This is a genomic window from Bifidobacterium primatium (assembly GCF_002802875.1).
GTDB lineage: Bacteria > Actinomycetota > Actinomycetes > Actinomycetales > Bifidobacteriaceae > Galliscardovia > Galliscardovia primatium.
The window spans coordinates 1009770-1030956 of sequence record NZ_PEBI01000001.1 but is presented as its reverse complement, the minus strand read 5'-3'; the positions used below and the strand labels follow the sequence as shown (position 1 = coordinate 1030956).

Here is a 21187-nt window from a genome sequence, read left to right as displayed (position 1 = left end):
AGAGGACACTCCATCATGGGATTTTTCTAGATGTCGTAGCGCCAGGAGCGGTCCGTTACTACTCGCGCCATCGCGAGTCCGATGGGCAGGCAGATGATGACCATGAAGGCGCGGAAGGCCCAGTCCAGGGCGCTTTGGGTGTTGAACTGACCGAGATAGAACATGGCGCGGTACATGTACATTCCGGGAACCATGATGACGATGGAGGGAACGGTGAGGCAGATTCTCGGATAGCCGAGGTGCGGGGGCAGGATTCCACGGCGGACGGCGGTGCGCCATGCTGCGGCAAGGAGCCCGGCGAGGAAGGCGCCGATGAAGGTGGCGGCTTCGGGGGGCATGTGCAGCAGGTCGGTGAATTCGAGACGCAGGGTGTCGGTGATGGCGCCGATCGAGGCGGCGACGAGGCACATGCGCTGGGGGGAGTTGAACATGACGGAGAAGCCCCAGACTCCGATGAACGCGAAGACGAATCGCAGGATGCCGGTGATCCAGACGTTGAGTCCCTGGGGCTCGAAGCCCTGGGGGTTCAGCATGACGATGCGTGCGACGGCCCAGCCCGCGAGGGTCGCCATGAGAATGATGGACAGGGCGTAGGTGAGTCGTTGGATGCCGGAGGGGAAGTCTATCTTGGCGATGTCGAGCCCGCCGGTGATCAGCGGAAAGCCGGGGATGACGAAGAGCATGGCGCCGATGTAGGCGGTGTCGTGGGCAAGGGCGATGGGGTTGTAGAGTCCGATGAGTCGCAGCGTGCCGGTGCAGGCGAGCGCGGCGACGAAGACGGCGACGAAGGTGACGAAGAACTGGTTGAGATGCTTGGCGAAGAGCTTGCGTCGCAGCCAGTGGCCGATGCCGGCGCCGACGAATGCGCCGGCCATGTCGTAGAGTCCGCCGCCGAGGAGGAAGACGAAGGATGCGCAGGCGAGCGCGGATGCGAAGCCGGCGAAGAGCGGGGTGTAGAGCGGCTTGCGGTGTTCGATGAGGTCGAGCCGCTTATGGGCCTCGCGTACGGTGATGGGCTTGAAGTTGGGGTCGGAGGCGTTGGGCGCGAGTTTGCCGACGTGGTCGAAATGTTCGGCGTATCGGCCTTTGGGCGGCTGATGGTTGCGGTTTCTGGCGGTTTTCCTCGTCTGTGTGCCGGTGCCAGAGGATGCGCCGGCGCCGGCCGCATTGGCGTCGGCGTCGGCCTTGGTGGCGGCCATCTCGCGCACGATGGGGTCGTCGGCGTCGATGTCGCGCTGACGGTCGAGTTCGCGCAGACGCTCCTCCTTGGTGGTGGCGTTGGTGGCCTGCATGGGGGAGCCGTCCGGAATCGGGGCGATACCGTTCGCAGCGGCGGATTCGCCCGCCGCCTTGGCGTGCTTCTCCTTCAGCCGCAGTTCCTTGGCCGCCTTGGCGGAAAGCTGCGACATGTCCTTGGCGTCAAGATGTTCGACGAGTCTGTCGGAGACCTCGACGCCGCGATTGTGGTAGACGGCGGAGTGGCCGAGGTTGACGCTGAACCAGTCGGCGAAGTGTTCGAGCAGCCAGATGCGTTCCGTGTTCACGCCGGTGGTGGGCAGGTCTATGACCTCGGTGATACGATTCTTGCCGTCGGTACAGGAGGCTTCGATATCGGTAAGGTTCACGTCGGCCCGCACGTGCACTCCTAGCGGGTAGGCGATGCGATGCATCATCTGACGCACGCGGAAGCTTCCCGTACCGGCTCCCAAGTCGAGCATTCCCACGCGCACGATGACGCTGGTCTTGGCGGCGATGCCGGCTTCGACGACCGGCTTGTCGAGGTCGCGTTCGATGTCCTCCATGTCGAGGGGGATGGAATGCGTATGGTACTTCGTGACCTTTTCCACGCCGGCCGGCATGGCGGAGCCATGCGCGGTCGCGGTCTCTTCATGCTTCTTCCCGAAAATCACAGCACTATATTTACTCTGTCGTTGGGAACGAATTCGTGACAATCGTTGATTGTCCATAATTTATCGGGGAAATTTTCGTCGTCAATCTGCGTTTTCGGGCCGAAATCCCATGGTCATGAAAACTGTTGGAAATAAAACCCGTGTTATGCGCCCTACAATGAAGGGGCGTCTGTTCACTGGCTTTGGGTTTGGAACGGTCGGCATCAATAACTGCGGAGGAGCCGCAGAAAGCCGATAGACGAACAACCAGTGACGAGGCTAAGGAGGTCTGGATGACATCAACAGACGAGACAATCAAAGCCGCGGACTCGGGCATCATCAGCACCGGTACCGGCACGAAGGGCCCGGAGGAGCAGGGCTTGCCCGCCGATCTTCGCGGCAATATGGATCTGTTCCTTCGTCTGCTGCGAACCGTGTTGAAAGAGTATGACGAGAATCTGCTCGAAAAGTTCGACACGCTGCTGGATTACGCCAACGAGGCGACCAGCGAGGAGTTCGGCGGCAAGGGACTGGGATATGAGGATCCCGATCCGGAACAGGCCGGTTTCGATAAGGCCGTGAAGCTTATCGATTCGGTCTCCGTGGATGATGCGACGCTGCTGGCACGCGCGTTCGCCACCTATTTCCACCTGGCGAATCTGAGCGAGGAGAACTACCGCGTGGCCGTGCTGCGTTCGCGCGAGAAGGAAGTCCCGCTGAACGCCGCGACCGATCCCATCAACGAGATGACCGGCGCCTACAAGCGCATCATCTCCGAAGTCGGTCCGGCCCAGGCTCAGAAGCTGCTGGACAAGCTGGAGTTCCATCCGGTGTTCACCGCGCATCCGACCGAGGCGCGCCGCAAGGCCGTCGAGGGCAAGATCCGCCGCATTGCAGAGCTTTTGGAGGAGCGCCCCGCGCTGGGCGGCTCCGATCTGGCGGAGAACGAGCGCAAGATGCTCAACGAGATCGACGCGATGTTCCGCACCTCGCCGATCGCCCTGAAGAAGCCGACGCCGGTCGAAGAGGCCGACACGATCCTCGACATCTTCGACAACACGCTTTTCGACACCGTCCCCAAGGTGTACCGCCGCTTCGACGACTGGGTGCTGGGCGACAACGCGGGCAAGGTCCCGCCGGTGTGCCCCGCGTTCTTCCACCCGGGCAGCTGGATCGGCTCCGACCGCGACGGCAACCCGAACGTCACCGCCAAGGTGAGCCGTCAGGTGGCCCGCAAGTTCTCCGATCATGTGATCGCGAAGCTCGAGGAGGCCACCCGCGAGGTCGGCCGCAACCTGACGCTGGAATCCAAGGACACCAAGCCGTGCGCCGGCCTGCTGGACCTGTGGAGCCACCAGCGCGAGATGAGCGAGCGTCTGACCGCGAAGGCCGAGCTGATCTCCACCAAGGAGCCGCATCGTGCGGTCATGCTGGTGATCGCCGACCGTCTGCGCGCGACCATCGACCGCGACCACGATCTGATGTACCACTCCTGCGAGGACTACATCGCCGACCTGAAGACCGTGCAGAAGTCCCTGGCCGACGCCGGCGCCCCGCGTGCCGCCTATGGCCCGATGCAGACGCTGATCTGGCAGGCCGAGACGTTCGGCTTCCACATGGTCGAGATGGAGTTCCGTCAGCACTCCGTCGTGCACTCCCGTGCCCTGGACGACATCCGCGAGCATGGCCTGCACGGCGAGCGCGGCGAACTGCAGCCGATGACCCGCGAGGTGCTCGACACCTTCCGTGCGCTCGGCTCCATCCAGCGCCGCAACGGTCTGAAGGCCGCCCGCCGCTACATCATCTCGTTCACCAAGTCCGCGCAGAACATCAAGGACGTGTACGAGCTGAACCGTCTGGCGTTCGCCCATCCGGAGGACGTGCCGACCATCGACGTGATCCCGCTGTTCGAGCAGCTCGAGGATCTGCAGAACTGCGTCGGCGTGCTTGACGGCATGCTGCGCATCCCGGAGGTTCAGGCCCGTCTGAAGGCCACGAACCGCAAGATGGAGGTCATGCTCGGCTACTCCGATTCGTCGAAGGACGCCGGTCCGACCACCGCTACGCTGGCCCTGCATGAGGCCGAGGCCCGCGTGGTCGCATGGGCAGAGGCCAACGACATCGACCTGACGCTGTTCCACGGCCGTGGCGGCGCCGTCGGCCGTGGCGGTGGCCCCGCCAACCGCGCCGTGCTGGCCCAGCCGCGTGGCTCCGTGAACTGCCGCTTCAAGCTCACCGAGCAGGGCGAGGTCATCTTCGCCCGCTACGGCAACCCGATCCTGGCCGTGCGCCACATCGAGTCCGTTGCCTCGGCGACGCTGCTGCAGTCCGCCCCGAGCGTCGAGAAGACGAACACGGAGATGACCGCGAAGTACGCCGACATGACCCAGCAGCTGGATGACGCGTCGCACGCCCGATTCCTCGACCTGCTGAACACGCCGGACTTCGCCCCGTGGTTCTCCATCGTCACGCCGCTCACCGAGGTCGGCCTGCTGCCGATCGGCTCCCGTCCGGCCAAGCGCGGCCTCGGCGCGAAGTCGCTCGACGACCTGCGTACGATCCCGTGGGTGTTCTCCTGGGCCCAGGCGCGAATCAACCTCGCCGCCTGGTACGGCCTCGGTTCCGCCTGCGAGCAGTTCGGCGACCTCAAGACGCTGCGTGCAGCGTACGAGGAGTGGCCGCTGTTCAGCACCTTCATCGACAACATCGAGATGTCGCTCGCCAAGACCGATGAGCGCATCGCCAAGCTGTACCTGGCTCTCGGCGACCGCGACGATCTGCGCGACAAGGTGCTGCACGAGATGGAGCTCACCCGCAAGTGGGTCCTGAAGATCGTGGGCGACGAGTGGCCGCTGCAGCACCGTCACGTGCTCGGCCAGGCCATCCGCATCCGCTCGCCGTACGTGAACGCCCTGTCGGTCACGCAGGTGCGTGCGCTGCGCTCGGTCCGCCGTCGTGACGAGAAGAACGAGTTGAGCGAGTCCCAGACCGCCGACTTCATCTATCTCATCCTCTGCACCGTGTCCGGTGTCGCCGCCGGCCTGCAGAACACGGGCTGATTCCGTTCGGCCGGTCGGCCGGACTCTGTTTCTCCGGCCGACCTCATATCGAAGACCCCGTGGACCATGCCATATACATGGTCCACGGGGTCTTCCCGTTTCTGCTGTGGATTACGGGGGCTGATCCGGATCTGCGGCAATGCAAATCATTCGGCGGTAACGTATCCGGTCTCGCCGCCTGCCCCGCGTTCCATTTCCCTTTCCAACTCGCGCTGCTGTTGTGGGGTGAGCCTGTCATGCTTCATTTCAAGGAGGAAGTACACTCCCACAATCGCCAGTTCGACGGCCGGCAGCAGAAAGGACGTATGCATGCCGAAGGCGTCGGAGATGGCACCCTGCACGGCCGGCATCACGGCGCCGCCGATAAGAGCCATCACGATGATTGCTCCGGCCGTTTCGGTATAGCGACGGTCCTTCACCGTTCCCAGAATATGCGCGTAGGTCGTAGGCCAGCCGGGACCGAGGAAGAAGCTCGCACAGACGATGAGCCACACCGCCAGCGTGCCCTGGGTGAAGAGACCCGCGCAGATGAAGCCGGCTCCCAGCAGCATGTACGCGGCCAGAACACGGGTTTCACGGAACCGTGTCAGCAAGGAACTGGCCACCAGACGCCCAACGAAGAACGCGGCATAGCTGATGATCATGAAGTTCGAGGAGTCGCGGTCGCTCAGTCCCGGATTCAGCTCCAAAGCAAGCCGGATGGTGAACGACCAGATGCCGATCTGCGCTCCCACGAACAGGAACTGTGCTCCGATGCCCGTCATATATCGCCGGTTGCGCACCAGATGGGACAGGGTCTCCCGTAGCGGAGCGGACTGCACCTTGCCTTCGTCGTTGTGCACACGGCAGCGGGGGAACTTGGTCAGTGCGAACAGCACCAGCAGCACCGCAAGCATCACCAGGAACCACTTGTAAGGCTCCAATGTACGTCCGAGTTGTTCGGCACCATAGGCACGAGCCTGTTCGGGGGACATGCCGGCCATCTCCTCCTTGAGGTTCGAATCCTGGAACACGAGATACTTGCCCATCAGGATGCCGATGATCAGACCCATGGCATTGAACATCTGCGCCACGTTCAGTCGGAGCGTGCCCAGTCGCTTCGGCCCCATGACCGTCGCATACGTGTCGGAGGACGTTTCGATGCAGCTCAGACCAATCGCCTCGATGAAGATGGCGAACAGAAACAGCTCATAGGTGACGATGTTGGAAGCGGGGAAGAACAGGAAGCATCCGACGCCGAACACGGCAAGACCGGCCATGATGCCGACCTTGTAGCTCGTCTTCTTCAGGAAGAGCGACACGGGAACGGCCATGATGAAGTATCCGCCGTAGAAGGCGCTTTGCACGAACGCGGTGGCCAGGTCGCTGAGATCGAATACCGCCTTGAACTGTGTGATGAGGATGTCGTTCAGGCTTGATGCTGCACCCCAGATCGCGAACATCAACGAGGTGAGCACGAACTGCAGAATGGGGGTTCGGTCCAGGTATCCGTCCGGCTGCTCGGTCCAGGACGCTTTTCCTATAGAAAGCATGGCAATCTCCAATGACGATGCACGCCGACGATGCTTCGCGTTCCGGCGTACGAACGATGTAGACGGTGCGCGAACGCTGCAACGATGCATACGTTCGCGCGGCAATTATGACGATAAAGAATCGTCATGGCCCCGATGCATCGATAGGGAAGATGAAGATACGGGAACCATGACGATAATCTGAAAATGATTCATATGGAATGATGAATCATATGAATTAATCAATCGGCATCGACGACGCCGCTTTGATCACAGCGAGGCGCCGCCCGCGATGTGACGCGGGGCAAGGGCGATCTTGCCGAGAATCGAGTACTGCGATGCATGACCGGCGGCAGGAATATTGCCCGGCATGCAGTTGATGGTGGAGTAGGCGATCGTCGCGAACTTCACTGCTTCCTTGTACTCCGGTGGAATGCCAAGTTCGGCGGACGTGGTCAAGCGGATGTTGGAGGGGATGCGCTCCTGAATCTCCTTCATGATCCTCGGGTTGCGCACACCACCGCCGGAGGCGTACAGCGTATCGGTCTGGGCGATGATGTCGGCCGGCACATTATCGGTCATGCTCTTCGCCACCGCGGCGCCGGTGAAGGCGCAGGCCGTGGCCAGGATGTCGTTGACCGACAGATGACCGAAGCGTTCGAGCACCTCATCGATGTAGGCGTCGTCGTAATCGGCGATCCAGCCGGAGCGCGGCACCGGACGGTCGAAGAACGGATGGTGCATGAAGAAGTCCAGCATTTCGGCATCGACGTTGCCCGCCATGGCAAGCTCGGCGTCCTTGTCGTATTCCTTGCCGATCAGCTTGCGGCACAGGGAGTTGGAAATGGTGTTGCCGGGGCCGGTATCGAAGCCGAACATCTTGGACTTGTCCTTCATGGCCACATGCAGGTTGGCGATGCCGCCGATATTCAGCGTCATGGTGGGTTTGTCGGAATTGCGGAAGAGAATCCAGTCCAGGTACGGCATCAGCGGGGCAGCCGCACCACCCCAGACGTGATCGGCGGGACGGAAGTGCGTCACCGTATCGATGTTGAGCAGGTTGGCGATCACCGAGGTGTCGCCCATCTGAGTTCCGGCAGGGTAGGGACCGTTCAGCCAACGATGCACCCAATCGGTCTTCTCCACGTCGCTCATGGCGGCAATGCGGTCATGCTCGGGCTGCTCCTGGTAGATGGTCTGCGTATCGAGGCCGAGCACCTTGACGTCCAGAGGATTGATGTCGTTCTCCTCCATGAACTGCTTGCCCTTTTCGGCGAACACGGCGCCGCAGATGTAGTTCAGACGGTTGAGGCCGACCATGTCGACCTTGTTGTCGAATGCGCCGCGCACCAGCGGGACCACGTCCTCGGGCCAGTCATACGAACCGCCCTTGAGGAACTTCGGGGGCTTGGGGAAGCCGTCTTCGTCACGCTCGATCTCGGCGAGGATCACATCGATGCCATCGAACGACGATCCGCTGTTCATGCCCATGATCAGATCCATTTGGTATGCTCCTTGTGTGAAATCGCTTTGTCAGAGAAGTTGATTTTGTTGCATTCGCTTTCCGAGGCAAGCCGTGAAGCCGCAAACTTCGCTTGCCGCGGGAGGCGTTTTCGTTGGTTTTGTTGACTGTCGAAATGCCAGTCGTTTGGCCGGCACCCGGCCGTCGCAATGTTGTTATTGTATGTTCGGCGACATCGCCTCCTTATTTCCATATCGTCACTGATATCGTTGCGCCCTGCACCGTCAGTCGACCTTGCAACGGCCGCACGAAGACCGGTCAACCAAACGCGCCGGAAACACGGACACCGTCGCCTCGCGCTCCTCGCGATCAGATTGGTTTCCACCTCCGGACAGCAGCCTGCGCACCGCCTCCTTGCCCATAAGCTCGACCTGCTGATCGACGGTGGTGATGCCCATCAAAACGTTGAGCATGTCATCATCCCAAGAGATCAGTGAAATATCGTCTCCCAGAACGAGTCCACGTTCATGCAGCTCCTGAAGGACACCAGCGCACAGGTCGTTGTACATGACATACAGCGCCGTACAGCCACGATCCAGCAATTCGGAAGCCGACTCACAGGCCAGACGGGCGAGCCCCTGTGCCGAATCATCGTCCACGGGAGGCTGGATGAATCGAATCAGATTCTCGTCGCATCGGGCGTCATACTGTTCAAGCACCCGCCGATATCCGTCGACGCGTTCCATCACCGAGACGGAACGGTTCACGGTCATCACGCCGATGGATTGGTGCCCCAGTTCCAGCAGTTTGCGCACGGCCTTGCTTGAGGCCTCCACGTTGTCGCTGCAGATGACGTCGCTGTCCAGTCCGACGATCGTGCGATCGACGAACACCATCGGCATATCGCCCCGATACAAATCGAGATATTGCGTATCGATCTGCGATACGTTGCGCGCCGACGACATCACGATCACACCTTCGACCTGACGGGAGCTCATGGAGCGCATATGCCGCAGTTCGGCCTCGACGTTCTCATGCGTATTGCAGATGATGACGTCATAGCCGAATGCACTGGCTTCGCTTTCCACCGCGTGAATCAGACGATTGCAAAAGTTGTTACGAATGCTGGGGAGGATGATGGCCAGAGTCTTCATGCCCTTGCCCCGCAACCCCTTCGCCGCCATGTTGGGAATGTAATTGAGAATGCGGGCGGCCTCCTCCACGCTTGCGCGGGATTTCTTGGATGCGCTTCCGTAACCGCCCATGACGCGGGCCGCAGTGGCTCGCGAGACGCCGGCCAGCTTCGCAACATCATCGATGGTAACCGCTCGACCCATAATCACACCCTCCTATTAACTGAGAACGATATCAATTATACGTGCAACGACCTCCGTTTCACTGCGGTGGAACACCGAGCCGTTCAGCAGTCCGTACTCCACAGAAGTGAGAGAGCTTATGGAAAACCTTGCTATTGGGGAATATTATGCGATACACGTCGCAGTGCAGCACATAAGCAGCGGCAGGATGCGCTATTGCATCTCCCGTCCGTATCAAGTTTGATATCGTTCTCAAACTTGATACCGACATCATATATACAACATCTAAAAATCATCAACTTGCGCGTGTCGCGGGTTGTTCTCAGAAGGCACATTACATAAGAAGCGTTGAAAAGTAAGGGAAACGGCATGATGGGGAAGCGCTCGCAAAGACGCACCAACAACAAATCAGGAGAACAATAACCAAGATATCCTCAATTGAGATTGTTCTCAATCGAGGATACGAAACTTGAATCCGCCAGAACCCTTTCAACCGCGAATCTCAAACATGCGAAAGAAGACCCGTCCGGCCCGAACGAGCCGGACGGACTGAGTGTGCCACTAGTTGCGGCAGCTCAGATGATGCTCCCACATCGCGTAGGTCGCGAGTCCCACGCAGATGGCATCGGCCGCAATCGAATCAATCTTGGCAGACATGACGATGACCAGCACCGTCAGGAGTTGAATCATAGAGCCGTCACGCGGCTCCTCATCCATTCGAGACATGATAATGTCCTTTACCCATGAAGGCCGCGCCGCGCTCACGACACGGCAACGACACCTGACGGTTGTCAGGCGGTCAATCCGGCCACCGCTAAGAAGCCTTTTCGACATATGCCATCATATCGACTAAAATCGGAATCGCTAATCAGGGGTACCGCTAACGTTCCCTACATTCAAGGCGGTGCGCAACGACTTTCTAGGGAATGACTCCCATTAGCAGGCGCTCCATTCGCGCCAACCTATGAGGGCTTAAGACCGACGTTCTTTAACGTCGGTCTTTTGCATATCAATAGACGGAAGGGGAACGACATGGACGCACAGACTCGAATCGCGGCGACATGGAGTCGTCTTATCGAAGGCAATCGTCGGTTTGCGGAGGGCGAGGCGCAGCGACCGCATCAGGACCGCACCACGCGCGAATCGCTCGTCGGCGGCCAGCATCCCGATGCGGCCGTGCTTTCCTGCTCGGATTCGCGTGTGCCGCCGGAAATCGTCTTCGACCAGGGGCTTGGCGACCTGTTCGACATCCGCACGGCCGGCGAGGTCGTCGACGACGCCGTGCTCGAATCGTTGGAATACGCCATCCAGCATCTGCACGTCTGTCTGATCGTCGTCATGGGCCACGAGAACTGCGGCGCCGTGGCCGCCGCAATGAAGGTGCTCGCCGGCGACGAGAACACCGAGGACGAAGGCTTCCGTTCCATTCTCATGCGCGAGGTCGGCGCCTCCGCCAGAATCGCGTTCGCCGCCGACGACGAGGCGACGGCCGAGGACGTGGAACGCATCCATGTGGCGCAGACCATCGAGGCGCTCGTCACCGATTCGCCGGTGATTCGCGGCGCCGTGCGTTCCGGCGAGGTCGCCATCGTCGGCGCGAGGTACAAGATCTCCGACGGCAAGGTGGAGGTGCTGTCGTTCTAGACGGCCTGGTGTTGCGGCTCCCGAGAGGGACGGGACCGCCTTGCGGCAGACAGCAGTCAGTCGTAAAGGGGCTCGGATAGGGTGGAGCCATGTCACTTGGTTTGAATATCCTGCTGATTTTCGTCTTTCTGATCATCGGCGCCATGTTCTCCGGCACCGAACTGGCATTGGTGAGCCTGCGCGGCTCGCAGATCGAGCAGATGGAACAGGAGGATGCCCGCGGCGCACGCGTGGCGAAGATCGCCCGCGACCCGAACACGTTCCTCTCCACCGTGCAGATCGGCGTCACGCTTTCCGGCTTCCTGTCCGCATCGTTCGGCGCCTCGTCGATCGCTCCGTTCCTGATTCCGCTGGTCGAGGGCTGGGGCGTGCCCACGTTCGTGGCCAATCCGCTCATCACCATCGGACTGACGCTCGTCATCTCCTATTGCTCCATCGTCATCTCGGAGATGGTGCCCAAGCGCATCGCCATGCAGAAGACCGAGGCGATCGCCCGCGCCGTCGTGCCGGCGATCGACGTGTTCGCCACCATCTGCCGCCCCATCATCTGGCTGATCGGCAAGAACACGAACGGCATCGTGCGTCTGCTCGGCTTCGACCCGAACGAGACGGAATCCGAGGTCAGCGACGACGAGCTGCGTGTGCTCGTCTCGTCGAACACGAATCTGAGCAAGGACGAACGCGTGATTCTCGACGACGTGTTCGACGCCTCCGAAACCATCGTCGCGGAGGTCATGAGGCCGCGTGCCGACGTCGTGTTCATCGACGGCGACATGGCCATCGAGGAGGCCGCCGACTTCGTGCGGGACAAGCCGTATTCGCGATATCCGGTCATCGGCAAGGACTTCGACGACGTGCTCGGATTCGTGCATGTGCGCGACCTGCTCGACATCCGCAACAAGCAGGCCAAGACGGTCGCCGACGTGACCCGCGAGGGCATCTCGCTGCCCGGCACGTCGAAGCTGCTGCCCAGCCTGTCGCTGCTGCGCAAGCGCGGCATCCATCTGGCCATCGTCATCGACGAATACGGCGGCACCGACGGCATCGTGACGCTGGAGGACATGACCGAGGAACTCGTCGGCGACATCCGCGACGAATACGATCTGCCCACCGAACCCGGCGGCGCGAAGCCCGGATCCGCGTTCGTGGGCGGCGTGGCGCGCATCGACGGCGGCATGACCATCGAGGACTTCGACGAGCTCACCGGCATCGAGCTCGAGGACGGCCCATACGAAACCGTCGCCGGATATTTCCTCGCCAAGACCGGCGAGATGGGCAAGGTCGGAGCCGTGCTGCATTCCGACGACGGATACGATATGGTCATCACCGAGGTGGACGGCCGTCGCATCCAGACGATAGAGGTGCGTCGCAGCGGCGCGAATCCGCCGGCCGAAAGCGGCGAGCGCGATACCGACGGCAGCACGGCCGGCGACGCGCATACGGACTCGTCCGGCCGCAATAGCCGCAATGTGAATGACGGCGAGGCCGTCGAGCACGAATAATCGGCTGATTACAGCCCGTTCGACCACGAATCGATGATGGCCCGCCGCCGCACATCCCATGATGATGCGGCGGCGGGCCATCATCGTTTATCCACGACCATCCGAAGTACGACAATCTACGACATTACGACAATCAGGACAATAGGACAATCAGATTAAGACACTGTAGGACAAGACAATTACTAATGTCTTGTCCTATATAAACATCAATGTCCCAGTACAACGAGGTGCGATGTCTTATGTCCTGACTTATCGCGGATAAGCACGAGGCGGCCGGCGAACATGGCAAAGCCGCAATGCGGCGCTACAAAGCCTTGGCGCCAGCGGCTTATTGAATCCCGCCCCTGCCCCGAAACAAAAACCGGCGGGATCTATGCATGGACAGTACGCCGCAAAGTCCAAGTAAGACAAAGAAAAGAAGACATAATTAGGGTAGGACTATATTCATGTCCTAATGTCCGACAAATACCTAGGACAATATCAAGACAACGTTGTCTGCGTGGACGTCCATGCAAACGCCTATATGCGCCGACGCCTGTTCATCAGCTCGGTCTTGGCCGCCAGCAGCTGCTCCAGCAATGATGCGGACTCCCTCAAGCCGGCAAGGGTGGCTTCCAGCCGTTCGATCTCGGCGCGTTTGCGGGCAAGACGGTTCCTGAGGTCATTGATCTCGGCGGTCGTCACCGTCGTCCTGGCATGCAGATTCTCGGAGGTCGCGGCGTTCACAGCACCCACGGAAGCAACGGCACTCACGGCGCCCGTGGAAGAGGGCTCCATGGTCCGGTCCTCCGTCTCCCGCGAAGCGGAACGACTATAGGATTCCCCCGACGCCGGGGAAACCGTCGAGGATGCCGCCCTGCCTCGCCTGCCGTGACGCAGTTTTTCGGCCTCTTCCGCAGCCACGACCCAATGGCCCTTGTCGTCCTTCTGGGCGGCCAGCTTCCCCCGGAGAATCCTCTTGCTCAAAGCCGCCTGCGAGATCCCGGTCTTTTGAGACAGCTCACTTAACGTGTACATGTCGGACATATCTGCTCCTTGCGTCTTCCAAGTCTTAGAGTAGGGGACTTGCCGGCAACGCGTCAAAACCCGAATGCAGTATCAGATGCCGCACTGTCGAGTGCGAAAGGGAAAATGGAGTCATCGTCTGCATGACGACCGGTTGACGATCAACTGATAATCAGCCATACCAACAAGAAAGTGTGAATACCATGACTCTGAAATTCACCGTTCCGGGGCTCAGCGACGAGCAGGCCGAGAAGACCATCGCCATTCTGCAGAATCGTCTCAGCCAGGAGCAGGAGGCGGCACTCGTACTCAAGCATGCGCATTGGAATGTGCAGGGACCGAACTTCATCGCCGTACACGAAATGCTCGACCCGCAGGTCGAGGTCGTGCTCGCCCAGGCCGACGAGACCGCCGAACGCATCGCAACGCTGGGCGGCGCACCCGACGGCACGCCGGACGCCATCGTGCGCAACCGCTCGTGGAAGGGACTCGACCTCAAGGGCCGCGCCTCCACCGAGGACTACATCAAGGCGCTGATCGACTACTACGACGTGTTCATCACCGACGACCGCAAGGCCATAGCCGAGCTGGACGAGCTCGACGTCGTCAGCTCCAACATCATCCAGGACCACGTGCAGGCGCTGGAGCTCTTCCAGTGGTTCCTCCGCAGCCACATCGCGTAGGCGCCGGGAAATATTGATATTGCCCTACGGCTCCTCTTGATAGGGGAGCCGTTTTTCCTATACCAACTGGTTCAGTTCGCGACGCAGACGCTTCCATTCGGGCAGATACTGCGTCATGCGACGTTGGAACCCCACACCGTGGCCCCGCTCCCACAGATGCGTCAGCTCATGGACGAGCACGTACTCAAGATATGCCTCCGGCAGGAACGCCAATTCGAGATTGATGCGTATGCGTCCGGTGGCCGGCGTGCATGACCCCCATCGCGTGCTCATGCGACGCAGCGAGATATCCGTCGGAATCTTGCCGACGATGGGCACCCAATACAGCAGCATCCGGGAGATACGCTCGTTGAGAATGCGCTTGGCCTCGCGCTTGCGCTCCTCGCTCCACGGCTGCTTGAGAGGCGACCGCTCTTCGGCGTTGACGACGCTGCGACGCTGCGATTCTATCCAATCGCGACGGGAGCGCACGAACCGGGCGATGGCCGCACGGCTGAGTTTCTGCGGCGCGGTGATTTCGATACGACCGTCCGGCGGTTTGATGCGCAGATACATGTTCTTGACGGTCTTGCGCGTCACGGTGACTTCCAGCCCCTCGATGTCCAGCACCTCCACCGACAGGGTCTGCGCACGACGGCGGGATGACGCGCGGCGCTGCGAGACGCCGCTCCTTCGGCGACCGTCTGATGGGGGAGTGCGCGCTGGTTCGTTCATGCCCATAATCATTCCGCGACGGGCCGATAACCGTGACGTTCATAGCGGCGTTCATAGCGGTATTCATAGCCGAGGCCAATCGCGACACGCCGATTAGACAGATTACGAACCCCTCGCTAGTATAAACACTTGTGCGTTTGAGAAAACGCAACGAGTTGGGCCCGTAGCTCAGGTGGTTAGAGCGCATCCCTGATAAGGATGAGGTCGGAGGTTCAAGTCCTCCCGGGCCCACACAGAGAAGAACACAGCGGCTTTTCGAGCCGCTTTTTTTCTCTCTATGCAAGGCTAAAATAGTCTGAAGCGGGGCATTGGCGCAGCTGGTAGCGCATCTGCTTTGCAAGCAGAGGGTCACCGGTTCGAACCCGGTATGCTCCACTACTCAAAACGCTTGAAATCTCAACGGTTTCAGGCGTTTTTCATTATCGCATTTTCTGCGTATTTTCATCTCATTTCATCAAATTTCAACAGGTCTAAGGATGCACAGGGGATGCAACTTTCTGAAATTCCTTAGACCGACGACACGCCGAACCAGGACGAATCTTGGCGGGGTTATCGCACGACTATCGCACGACACGCCTCCGGGAGGACGCGCCCTCCGAACGACATGCGTGATGCCCCTCGGCGCATCGTCATGCGGGGATGACGATATTGGCGACGGTCATGGCGATCAGGCCGAGCACGCCCGTCGACGCCAGGCACAGGCCGGCGAGTTTGGCGTTGCCGAGCACGCGGTCGGTGAACAGCGTGGAGAACACGCCAACCGGTGCGAAGCACACGAAGATCACGGCCTTGCGCACCCACGGGTCGACCGGCAGCAGGAACCACGCGGCGGCGGAGAGGATGAACGCGAACGCCCAACGCCAGGCGATCACGGTGGCCAGCGGCTTGATCTCCTTCATGCCGTTCGGCAGGTCCATGAGCATGCCGACCATGAACATGGCGCAGAACGCGTTGGCGTTCGACAGCGGCTGCAGGATATGGCCGACGACCGGCGGGATCGAAAGATGCGTGACCATCAGCACGAGCATGAGCATGTACGTCATGAACGCGGCGGAACTGTAGAAGTTGCGGGCGATACGGCGAAGGTTGGCGCGCCGCTGGAGCCGCCTGGCGTCCTTGTCGAGGATCTTGCGCGGAGGCTTCGGCCCGAGCGGCTTCGCCTGTTCCTCGGGGGAGAGCGGGTGTGTGTCGTCGATGCGCAGCAGCTGCGTGGTCACGGCGTTCATGCCGGCGGACATCATCACCGAGTTGCCGATATCGAACATGACCAGCGCCACGGCGGCGGACGGTCCCATAAGCGCCTGCACGACCGGCAGTGCGAAGCAGCCGATGTTGAATCCCGAACCGTTGAGCATGTAGTACGCGCGGTTGCCGAGCGGCGTCCTGCCGGTGCACGCGTAGATGACGAGGATGGGGACCAACGCGGCGAGGAAGCCGAACAGCGCCACCCACAGCAGGCTCATGTCATGCTCGTTGCTGATGAACGAGTTGACCACGGCTGCGGGCAGCAGCAGGTTGAAGACGATCTTCTGCATGATGCGGTAGTCGTCGGTCTTGCACCATCCGATGCGTTTGAACGCGTATCCCAGCAGAATGATGCACAGAAACACCACCGGGTCGATAATCTTCTCCATACATTCGCCTTCTTCGCTGTCGTTCGTTCGTCGATTGCGGTCGTGTCCGCCGACGCGTCACCATTCCGCCCCGCGCCCCTCAACTGCGAGGTTCGGCAGCACGGCCGGAGGTCTGCAACGTGGACGGTCGTCTGCGTCATAGCAAACGTTATAACGGTATATCGTTCCGCCGCCGATGAACGTATTGTTGGCCATGATTTTCCGCGAATGCGGCGCTTCGGAGACATCATGGCGACGATTCCCGAATCGGACGATGTTACACAATCGCCACGATTCATACAGAGAAATCCAAGGATTTCACAGCGTTATGCCAAGAGTCGTGCTGTTATATAGGAACTGTCAACGGAAACGCTGATGAGATTCCTCTCTTCGAATCTGATAACTGAACCCTTCTTCTCTCTTCCTCTCTCTACCCCGGCGTTCCAACCCGCCGGGGTTTCTCTTTTTATAGGCCTTGTACAGTCCTTGTACCTTGGTCATTCCGGTCACGAAACCTGGTCGAACCGATCACCAACTTCCTGACTTGGTCATTCCGGTCACGAAACCTGGTCGAACCGATCACCAACTTCCTGACTTGGTGATTCCGGTCATGAAGACCCCGAAATCAGTCCCTTTACAACCGGATTTACCAAAGAACCGGCTGAAACCGGCCTGCTCCGACCATCAGCGGTGGTTCAGACCACGGATTTTCTTCATCGCGCCGCGTCCGAGCGCGTGGGCGGAGCCGGCGCCCTGTCCTCGCACGCCGAAGACGGAGAACAGGACCATGATGAAGCACAATGCGCCGCTGATGCGCAGCACCCATTGGATGCCGAAGATGCTTGCGGCGACCGCGGCGGCCTGTCCGCCGCCGAGCGCCGCCTGCCGCGCGTCGGCGATGACCTCCATGAGGATGACCAGCACGGGCGCGCCCATGGCGCCGGCGATCTGCCGGGCCGTGTTCGTCACCGACGATCCGGCCGAAACGTCCTCCGGCTCGAGGCAGTTGAGAGACCATGTGGTGACCGGCATGAGCACGAATCCCATGCCGATCTGACGGATGAACTGGCAGATCGACACCCACCAGATCCACGAGTCGGCGGAGATGAGGCTCATCGCCAGCGTACCCAGCGTCAGGATGATGCTGCCGGAAAGCACGACCGGGCGGGCGCCGAACGTGTCGAGCGCGCGGCCGCCGAAGAACTGCGTGATGGCCATGCCGATGGCGCCGGGCAGCATGATGACGCCGCTCATGAGCGCCGAATAGCCGCGGTCGTTCTGGATGTACAGCGGCATGATCACGAGGATGGAGCTGAACGCGAAGAACGCGACCGACGCGGTGATCGTGCCGACCATGAAGCCGCGGTTCTTCAGCACACGCAGGTTGAGCAGCGGCTTGTCTCGGCGCAGCTGACGGGTCACGAACCAGATGATGCCGAACACGCCGATGGTCATCGGCAGCCATGTCATCGGATGCGTGATGGGGAAGGATTCGATGTTGGTGAAGCCGAACATGAGGCCGCCGAATCCGAAGATCGAAAGAATCACGGAGAAGAAGTCGGCCTTGACGGTCGGATCGTGCTCGCCGAAGTTGTGCAGGCCGAGTACCGACGCCACCAGGCAGACGACGCCGATGATGGTGAGCGTGAGGAATATCGAACGCCAGCCGCCGGCGTCGACCTGCCAGCCGCCGAGCGTCGGTCCGATGGCGGGCGCGACGCTCATGGCGAGGCCGACCGTGCCCATGGCCATGCCGCGGCGGGAGAGCGGGTAGATGGAGAACACGGTGATCTGCAGTACCGGCCACATCACGCCCGTGCCGACGGCTTCGAGGATACGGCCGAGCAGCACCAGCACGAAGGTCGGTCCGAGCCATGAGATCGCCGAGCCGAGCGTGAACACGGCCATCGACGTGATGACGATCTGCCTCGTGGAGAAACGTCGCGTGAGGAACGCGGTCAGCGGCACCATAACGCCCATGACGAGCTGGAACACGGAGGTGAGCCATTGTCCGGTCGTCACGCTGATGTGGAATTCGTCGACGATGGCCGGCAGCGCGGAGCTCAGCTGCAGCTGCGTGAAGTTGCCGACGAACGTGATGAGCGTGAGAATCGACAGCGAGATCAACGCCACGCGGGTGAGATGGCCGTTTCGGAACGATTCCTCGCGGGTCAGGACACGGCCTGCGGAACCGCCTTGTCTGGCCTTCCGTTCGTCGGTCTTCTTCGAACCGACCGTATCTGCGACGGCGACGTCGTTGCGCCGTTCCTCGTGTTCTTCGGGATGTTGTTCCTCCGCCATGCTTCACCTGTTTCCGTTCGTCGCTCGTCCTCCTGATGGCCCGCCGGCGGTACCTTTGCTCGTGTGTAACGGTTCACATCGTACGTTTCATATCGTGCGTTTCGCGCTGTTGAATCGTTGTTTGTATCGTCGTCCGCGGACTGTGCGCCGATCATCTGATTGACCGACGCAAGTACTCTACGCCTGCTTCGGGATTTACGCCGTCGGCAATTCACCCATCGGGCGGTTCCCGCCCGTCACCCGCATCATGCCCGTTACATGACTCGGGTATTCTGTCTCCGAACGGCGTGATACACACCATCGATTCCGACAGAACGACGCGGCGCCGCGACCTCATGCATATCGAAAACGATAAGTCGGGAGTAAAAGATGGGTGTATTTCTCAGGGATGCCGTCTTTCTTGTGGTGCTGTTCCTGTCCAACGTCATCCAGGCGATCACCGGATTCGCGGGGACGCTGCTGGCCATGCCGTTCTCGATTCGTCTCATCGGCGCCGAGGAGGCGAAGGTGGTGCTGAACGCCATCATGGTGATCTCCTGCCTGTGGATCGGCGCGCACGACCGTCGGCACATCCAATGGCATCATCTGTGGAAGATGCTGGGGTTCATGGTGGTCGGCATGGCCGGAGGCATCGTGCTGTACCGCATGCTGCCGCAGATTCCGATGCTGCAGGGCTATGGCGTGTTCATCATCGCCATAGCGTTGAAGAACCTGCTGTGCCCGGCGAAGCACAACCCGTCCCGTACGATGCAGGTGGTGATTCTGCTGGCCGCGGGCATGGTCCACGGCATGTTTCTGGCGGGCGGGGCGCTGCTGGTGTTCTATGCCGCCGCCGTGCTGCATGACAAGGACGAGTTCCGGGCGACCGTCTCATGCGTATGGGTGGCGCTCGGCGTGCTCATCGGCGTCGAGCAGGTGGCCATCGGCGCGGTGACCGCGCATACGATGCTGCTGACCGGCATCGGATTGCCGGCGTTGGCCGGCGCGATTGCATTGGGCAACTGGCTGCAGCATCGCATGTGCCAGGCCACGTTCCTGAAGATGACGTACGGCCTGCTCATCGTCTCCGGTCTGTCGGTCATCGTCTGACGGAGCGGCGCCGCAACGCCTCGTCCCGAAGTGTCCTAAGCCTCCGACTCCTTGCCGCGCAACGGCGAATGCGCATGATGCCCGATAACATCGTCGTATCGTGACCGTCGTAGCATGACGGCCATGACCGTACGACTCAAGGAACTGTTCGAGCAGGCGAAGGACCACGAGGTCACGCTGCTCGCCGGCCAGAACGGGCTGGAACGCCCGGTCCGCTGGGTGCACATGGTGGAGAACGAGGAGATTGCGGGATTCCTCGAGGGCCAGGAGATAGCGTTCACCACCGGCATCGGCCTGGAAAGCCAAGAGGATCTGATCTCCGTGGTCCGCAAATGCGACGAGAACGGCGCCAGCGGCCTGGTGGTCAACGTCGGCCCGTTCATCCGGCAGATCAGCCCCGAGGTCATCCGGTACTGCAACGCCCATGACTTTCCGCTGTTCAGGGTGCCGTGGAGCGTGCACATGGCGCAGATCATGCACCAGTTCAGTCTGACGATCACGATGTCGGAGAAGCACAGCATGGAGCTGGCGGCCGCACTGGAGAACGCCATATTCTGGCCGGACCGCGAGGAACTGTACATGGACTACATGGACCAGAACGGATTCGGACAGCAGTGGAACTACTGCGTGGGCGTGATGGAGGTCTGCGCGTGCGACGACCGGCAGGGCACGCCCGCACGGGTGAACGACACTCGCCTGGCGGCGTTCGTGCGCGCCGCGGAATCGTTGATAACCCGACATCAGTGGCGGGCCGCGCTGCTGCAGCTCGAACACCGCATGGTGATGGTGTTCGCCCGCTACGACATCGACAAGGTCGAGGCGATGGTCAGGTCGGTGCTGGCCGCATGCCGCAGGATCACGAACGACGACGAGCTGCTGTATCTGGGAATCGGCAAGGTGACTCGCACGGCCCGGTGCATCGGCAAGAGCTACGCCCAAGGTCTGAAGCTCGAACGACTGCAGAAGCATCGCGGCCGCGACGGCGAACCGTTCCTCTACGAGGATTCGGGCGTCGACAAGCTGCTGCTGTCGATTCCGGACACGGAGATCCTCGAGGATTACTATGAGTCGACCATCGGCCCGCTGGTCGAGCATGACCGAGTGAACAACACCGATCTGACGGAGACGCTGCGTACGTACCTGCGTTTCAGCGGCAGTGTGAAGGAGACCGCGGAGACGATGATCGTGCACCGTAATACGGTGACCTACAAGATCAACAAGATCGAGCACATACTGGGGATGAATCTTTCGGATTTCGCCGCCAGGGAGCAGCTGTCGCTGGGATTGCGGGTAAGGGAGATCCTCGACTGCTGACGTCCTCCGGCAGCCGGCCTCAGCATACGTCGCCCGCCACTGATTGTGCCAGAGCACAATCAGCTTTGGTTTCCGCATCGTTGTT

15 protein-coding genes and 2 tRNA genes are annotated in these 21187 nt (G+C 60.8%); 8 read left to right on the top strand and 9 right to left on the bottom strand.

The features are described from left to right. Positions 1–26: 26 nt before the first annotated feature. The gene (locus CS006_RS03775; RefSeq protein ID WP_165777232.1) at positions 27–1859 is read right to left on the bottom strand and encodes a threonine/serine exporter family protein; all 1833 of its coding nucleotides are present in this window, start codon (positions 1857–1859) and stop codon (positions 27–29) included. A gap of 323 nt (positions 1860–2182) precedes the next feature. Here CS006_RS03775 and CS006_RS03770 point away from each other — a divergent pair, with 323 nt between their 5' ends. Further along, positions 2183–4948: a phosphoenolpyruvate carboxylase gene (locus CS006_RS03770; protein ID WP_100510390.1), complete on the top strand. Its 2766-nt coding sequence runs from the start codon at positions 2183–2185 to the stop codon at positions 4946–4948. A 146-nt stretch (positions 4949–5094) separates the two neighbouring features. On the opposite strand, the gene fucP is transcribed toward CS006_RS03770, so the two are convergent. From fucP to CS006_RS10730, 4 genes are all read right to left on the bottom strand, one after another. Next, positions 5095–6480 carry an L-fucose:H+ symporter permease gene (gene fucP / locus CS006_RS03765; RefSeq protein WP_100510389.1) on the bottom strand — a complete coding sequence of 462 codons (1386 nt, stop codon included), beginning with the start codon at positions 6478–6480 and terminating at the stop codon, positions 5095–5097. 249 nt (positions 6481–6729) lie between these two features. After that, positions 6730–7962: an anhydro-N-acetylmuramic acid kinase gene (locus CS006_RS03760; RefSeq protein ID WP_100510388.1), complete on the bottom strand. Its 1233-nt coding sequence runs from the start codon at positions 7960–7962 to the stop codon at positions 6730–6732. Positions 7963–8205: 243 nt separating this feature from the next. After that, positions 8206–9258: a LacI family DNA-binding transcriptional regulator gene (locus CS006_RS03755; protein ID WP_100510387.1), complete on the bottom strand. Its 1053-nt coding sequence runs from the start codon at positions 9256–9258 to the stop codon at positions 8206–8208. Between the two features lie 540 nt (positions 9259–9798). Further along, positions 9799–9963: a hypothetical protein gene (locus tag CS006_RS10730; protein ID WP_165777216.1), complete on the bottom strand. Its 165-nt coding sequence runs from the start codon at positions 9961–9963 to the stop codon at positions 9799–9801. A 306-nt stretch (positions 9964–10269) separates the two neighbouring features. On the opposite strand from CS006_RS10730, the gene CS006_RS03750 reads away from it, so the two are divergent. Beyond that, positions 10270–10881 carry a carbonic anhydrase gene (locus CS006_RS03750; RefSeq protein ID WP_100510386.1) on the top strand — a complete coding sequence of 204 codons (612 nt, stop codon included), beginning with the start codon at positions 10270–10272 and terminating at the stop codon, positions 10879–10881. An 89-nt stretch (positions 10882–10970) separates the two neighbouring features. Further along, positions 10971–12383, top strand: a complete 1413-nt coding sequence (locus tag CS006_RS03745) for a hemolysin family protein (protein ID WP_100510385.1) — start codon at positions 10971–10973, stop codon at positions 12381–12383. Between the two features lie 519 nt (positions 12384–12902). On the opposite strand, the gene CS006_RS03740 is transcribed toward CS006_RS03745, so the two are convergent. Beyond that, positions 12903–13409, bottom strand: coding sequence for a hypothetical protein (locus tag CS006_RS03740; protein WP_100510384.1), 507 nt, complete (start codon positions 13407–13409; stop codon positions 12903–12905). 182 nt (positions 13410–13591) lie between these two features. On the opposite strand from CS006_RS03740, the gene CS006_RS03735 reads away from it, so the two are divergent. Beyond that, positions 13592–14071, top strand: a complete 480-nt coding sequence (locus CS006_RS03735; RefSeq protein WP_100510383.1) for a Dps family protein — start codon at positions 13592–13594, stop codon at positions 14069–14071. Between the two features lie 57 nt (positions 14072–14128). Here the strand turns inward: CS006_RS03735 and CS006_RS03730 are convergent, their stop codons facing one another. Then, positions 14129–14785: a M48 family metallopeptidase gene (locus tag CS006_RS03730; RefSeq protein ID WP_341476065.1), complete on the bottom strand. Its 657-nt coding sequence runs from the start codon at positions 14783–14785 to the stop codon at positions 14129–14131. 157 nt (positions 14786–14942) lie between these two features. Here CS006_RS03730 and CS006_RS03725 point away from each other — a divergent pair. Further along, positions 14943–15016 (top strand) — tRNA-Ile (locus tag CS006_RS03725). A gap of 71 nt (positions 15017–15087) precedes the next feature. Beyond that, a tRNA-Ala gene (locus CS006_RS03720) sits at positions 15088–15160 on the top strand. A gap of 254 nt (positions 15161–15414) precedes the next feature. Here CS006_RS03720 and CS006_RS03715 read toward each other — a convergent pair. Both CS006_RS03715 and CS006_RS03710 read right to left on the bottom strand, forming a co-directional pair. Further along, positions 15415–16419, bottom strand: coding sequence for an AEC family transporter (locus CS006_RS03715; RefSeq protein WP_100510382.1), 1005 nt, complete (start codon positions 16417–16419; stop codon positions 15415–15417). A gap of 663 nt (positions 16420–17082) precedes the next feature. Further along, on the bottom strand, positions 17083–18699 hold the full coding sequence (locus CS006_RS03710) for an MDR family MFS transporter (RefSeq protein ID WP_100510381.1): 1617 nt from the start codon (positions 18697–18699) through the stop codon (positions 17083–17085). A 369-nt stretch (positions 18700–19068) separates the two neighbouring features. On the opposite strand from CS006_RS03710, the gene CS006_RS03705 reads away from it, so the two are divergent. Both CS006_RS03705 and CS006_RS03700 read left to right on the top strand, forming a co-directional pair. After that, positions 19069–19788 carry a sulfite exporter TauE/SafE family protein gene (locus CS006_RS03705; protein ID WP_100510380.1) on the top strand — a complete coding sequence of 240 codons (720 nt, stop codon included), beginning with the start codon at positions 19069–19071 and terminating at the stop codon, positions 19786–19788. A 123-nt stretch (positions 19789–19911) separates the two neighbouring features. Continuing rightward, complete coding sequence (locus CS006_RS03700) at positions 19912–21102, top strand: PucR family transcriptional regulator (protein WP_165777215.1); 1191 nt, start codon at positions 19912–19914, stop codon at positions 21100–21102. Positions 21103–21187: the final 85 nt, after the last annotated feature.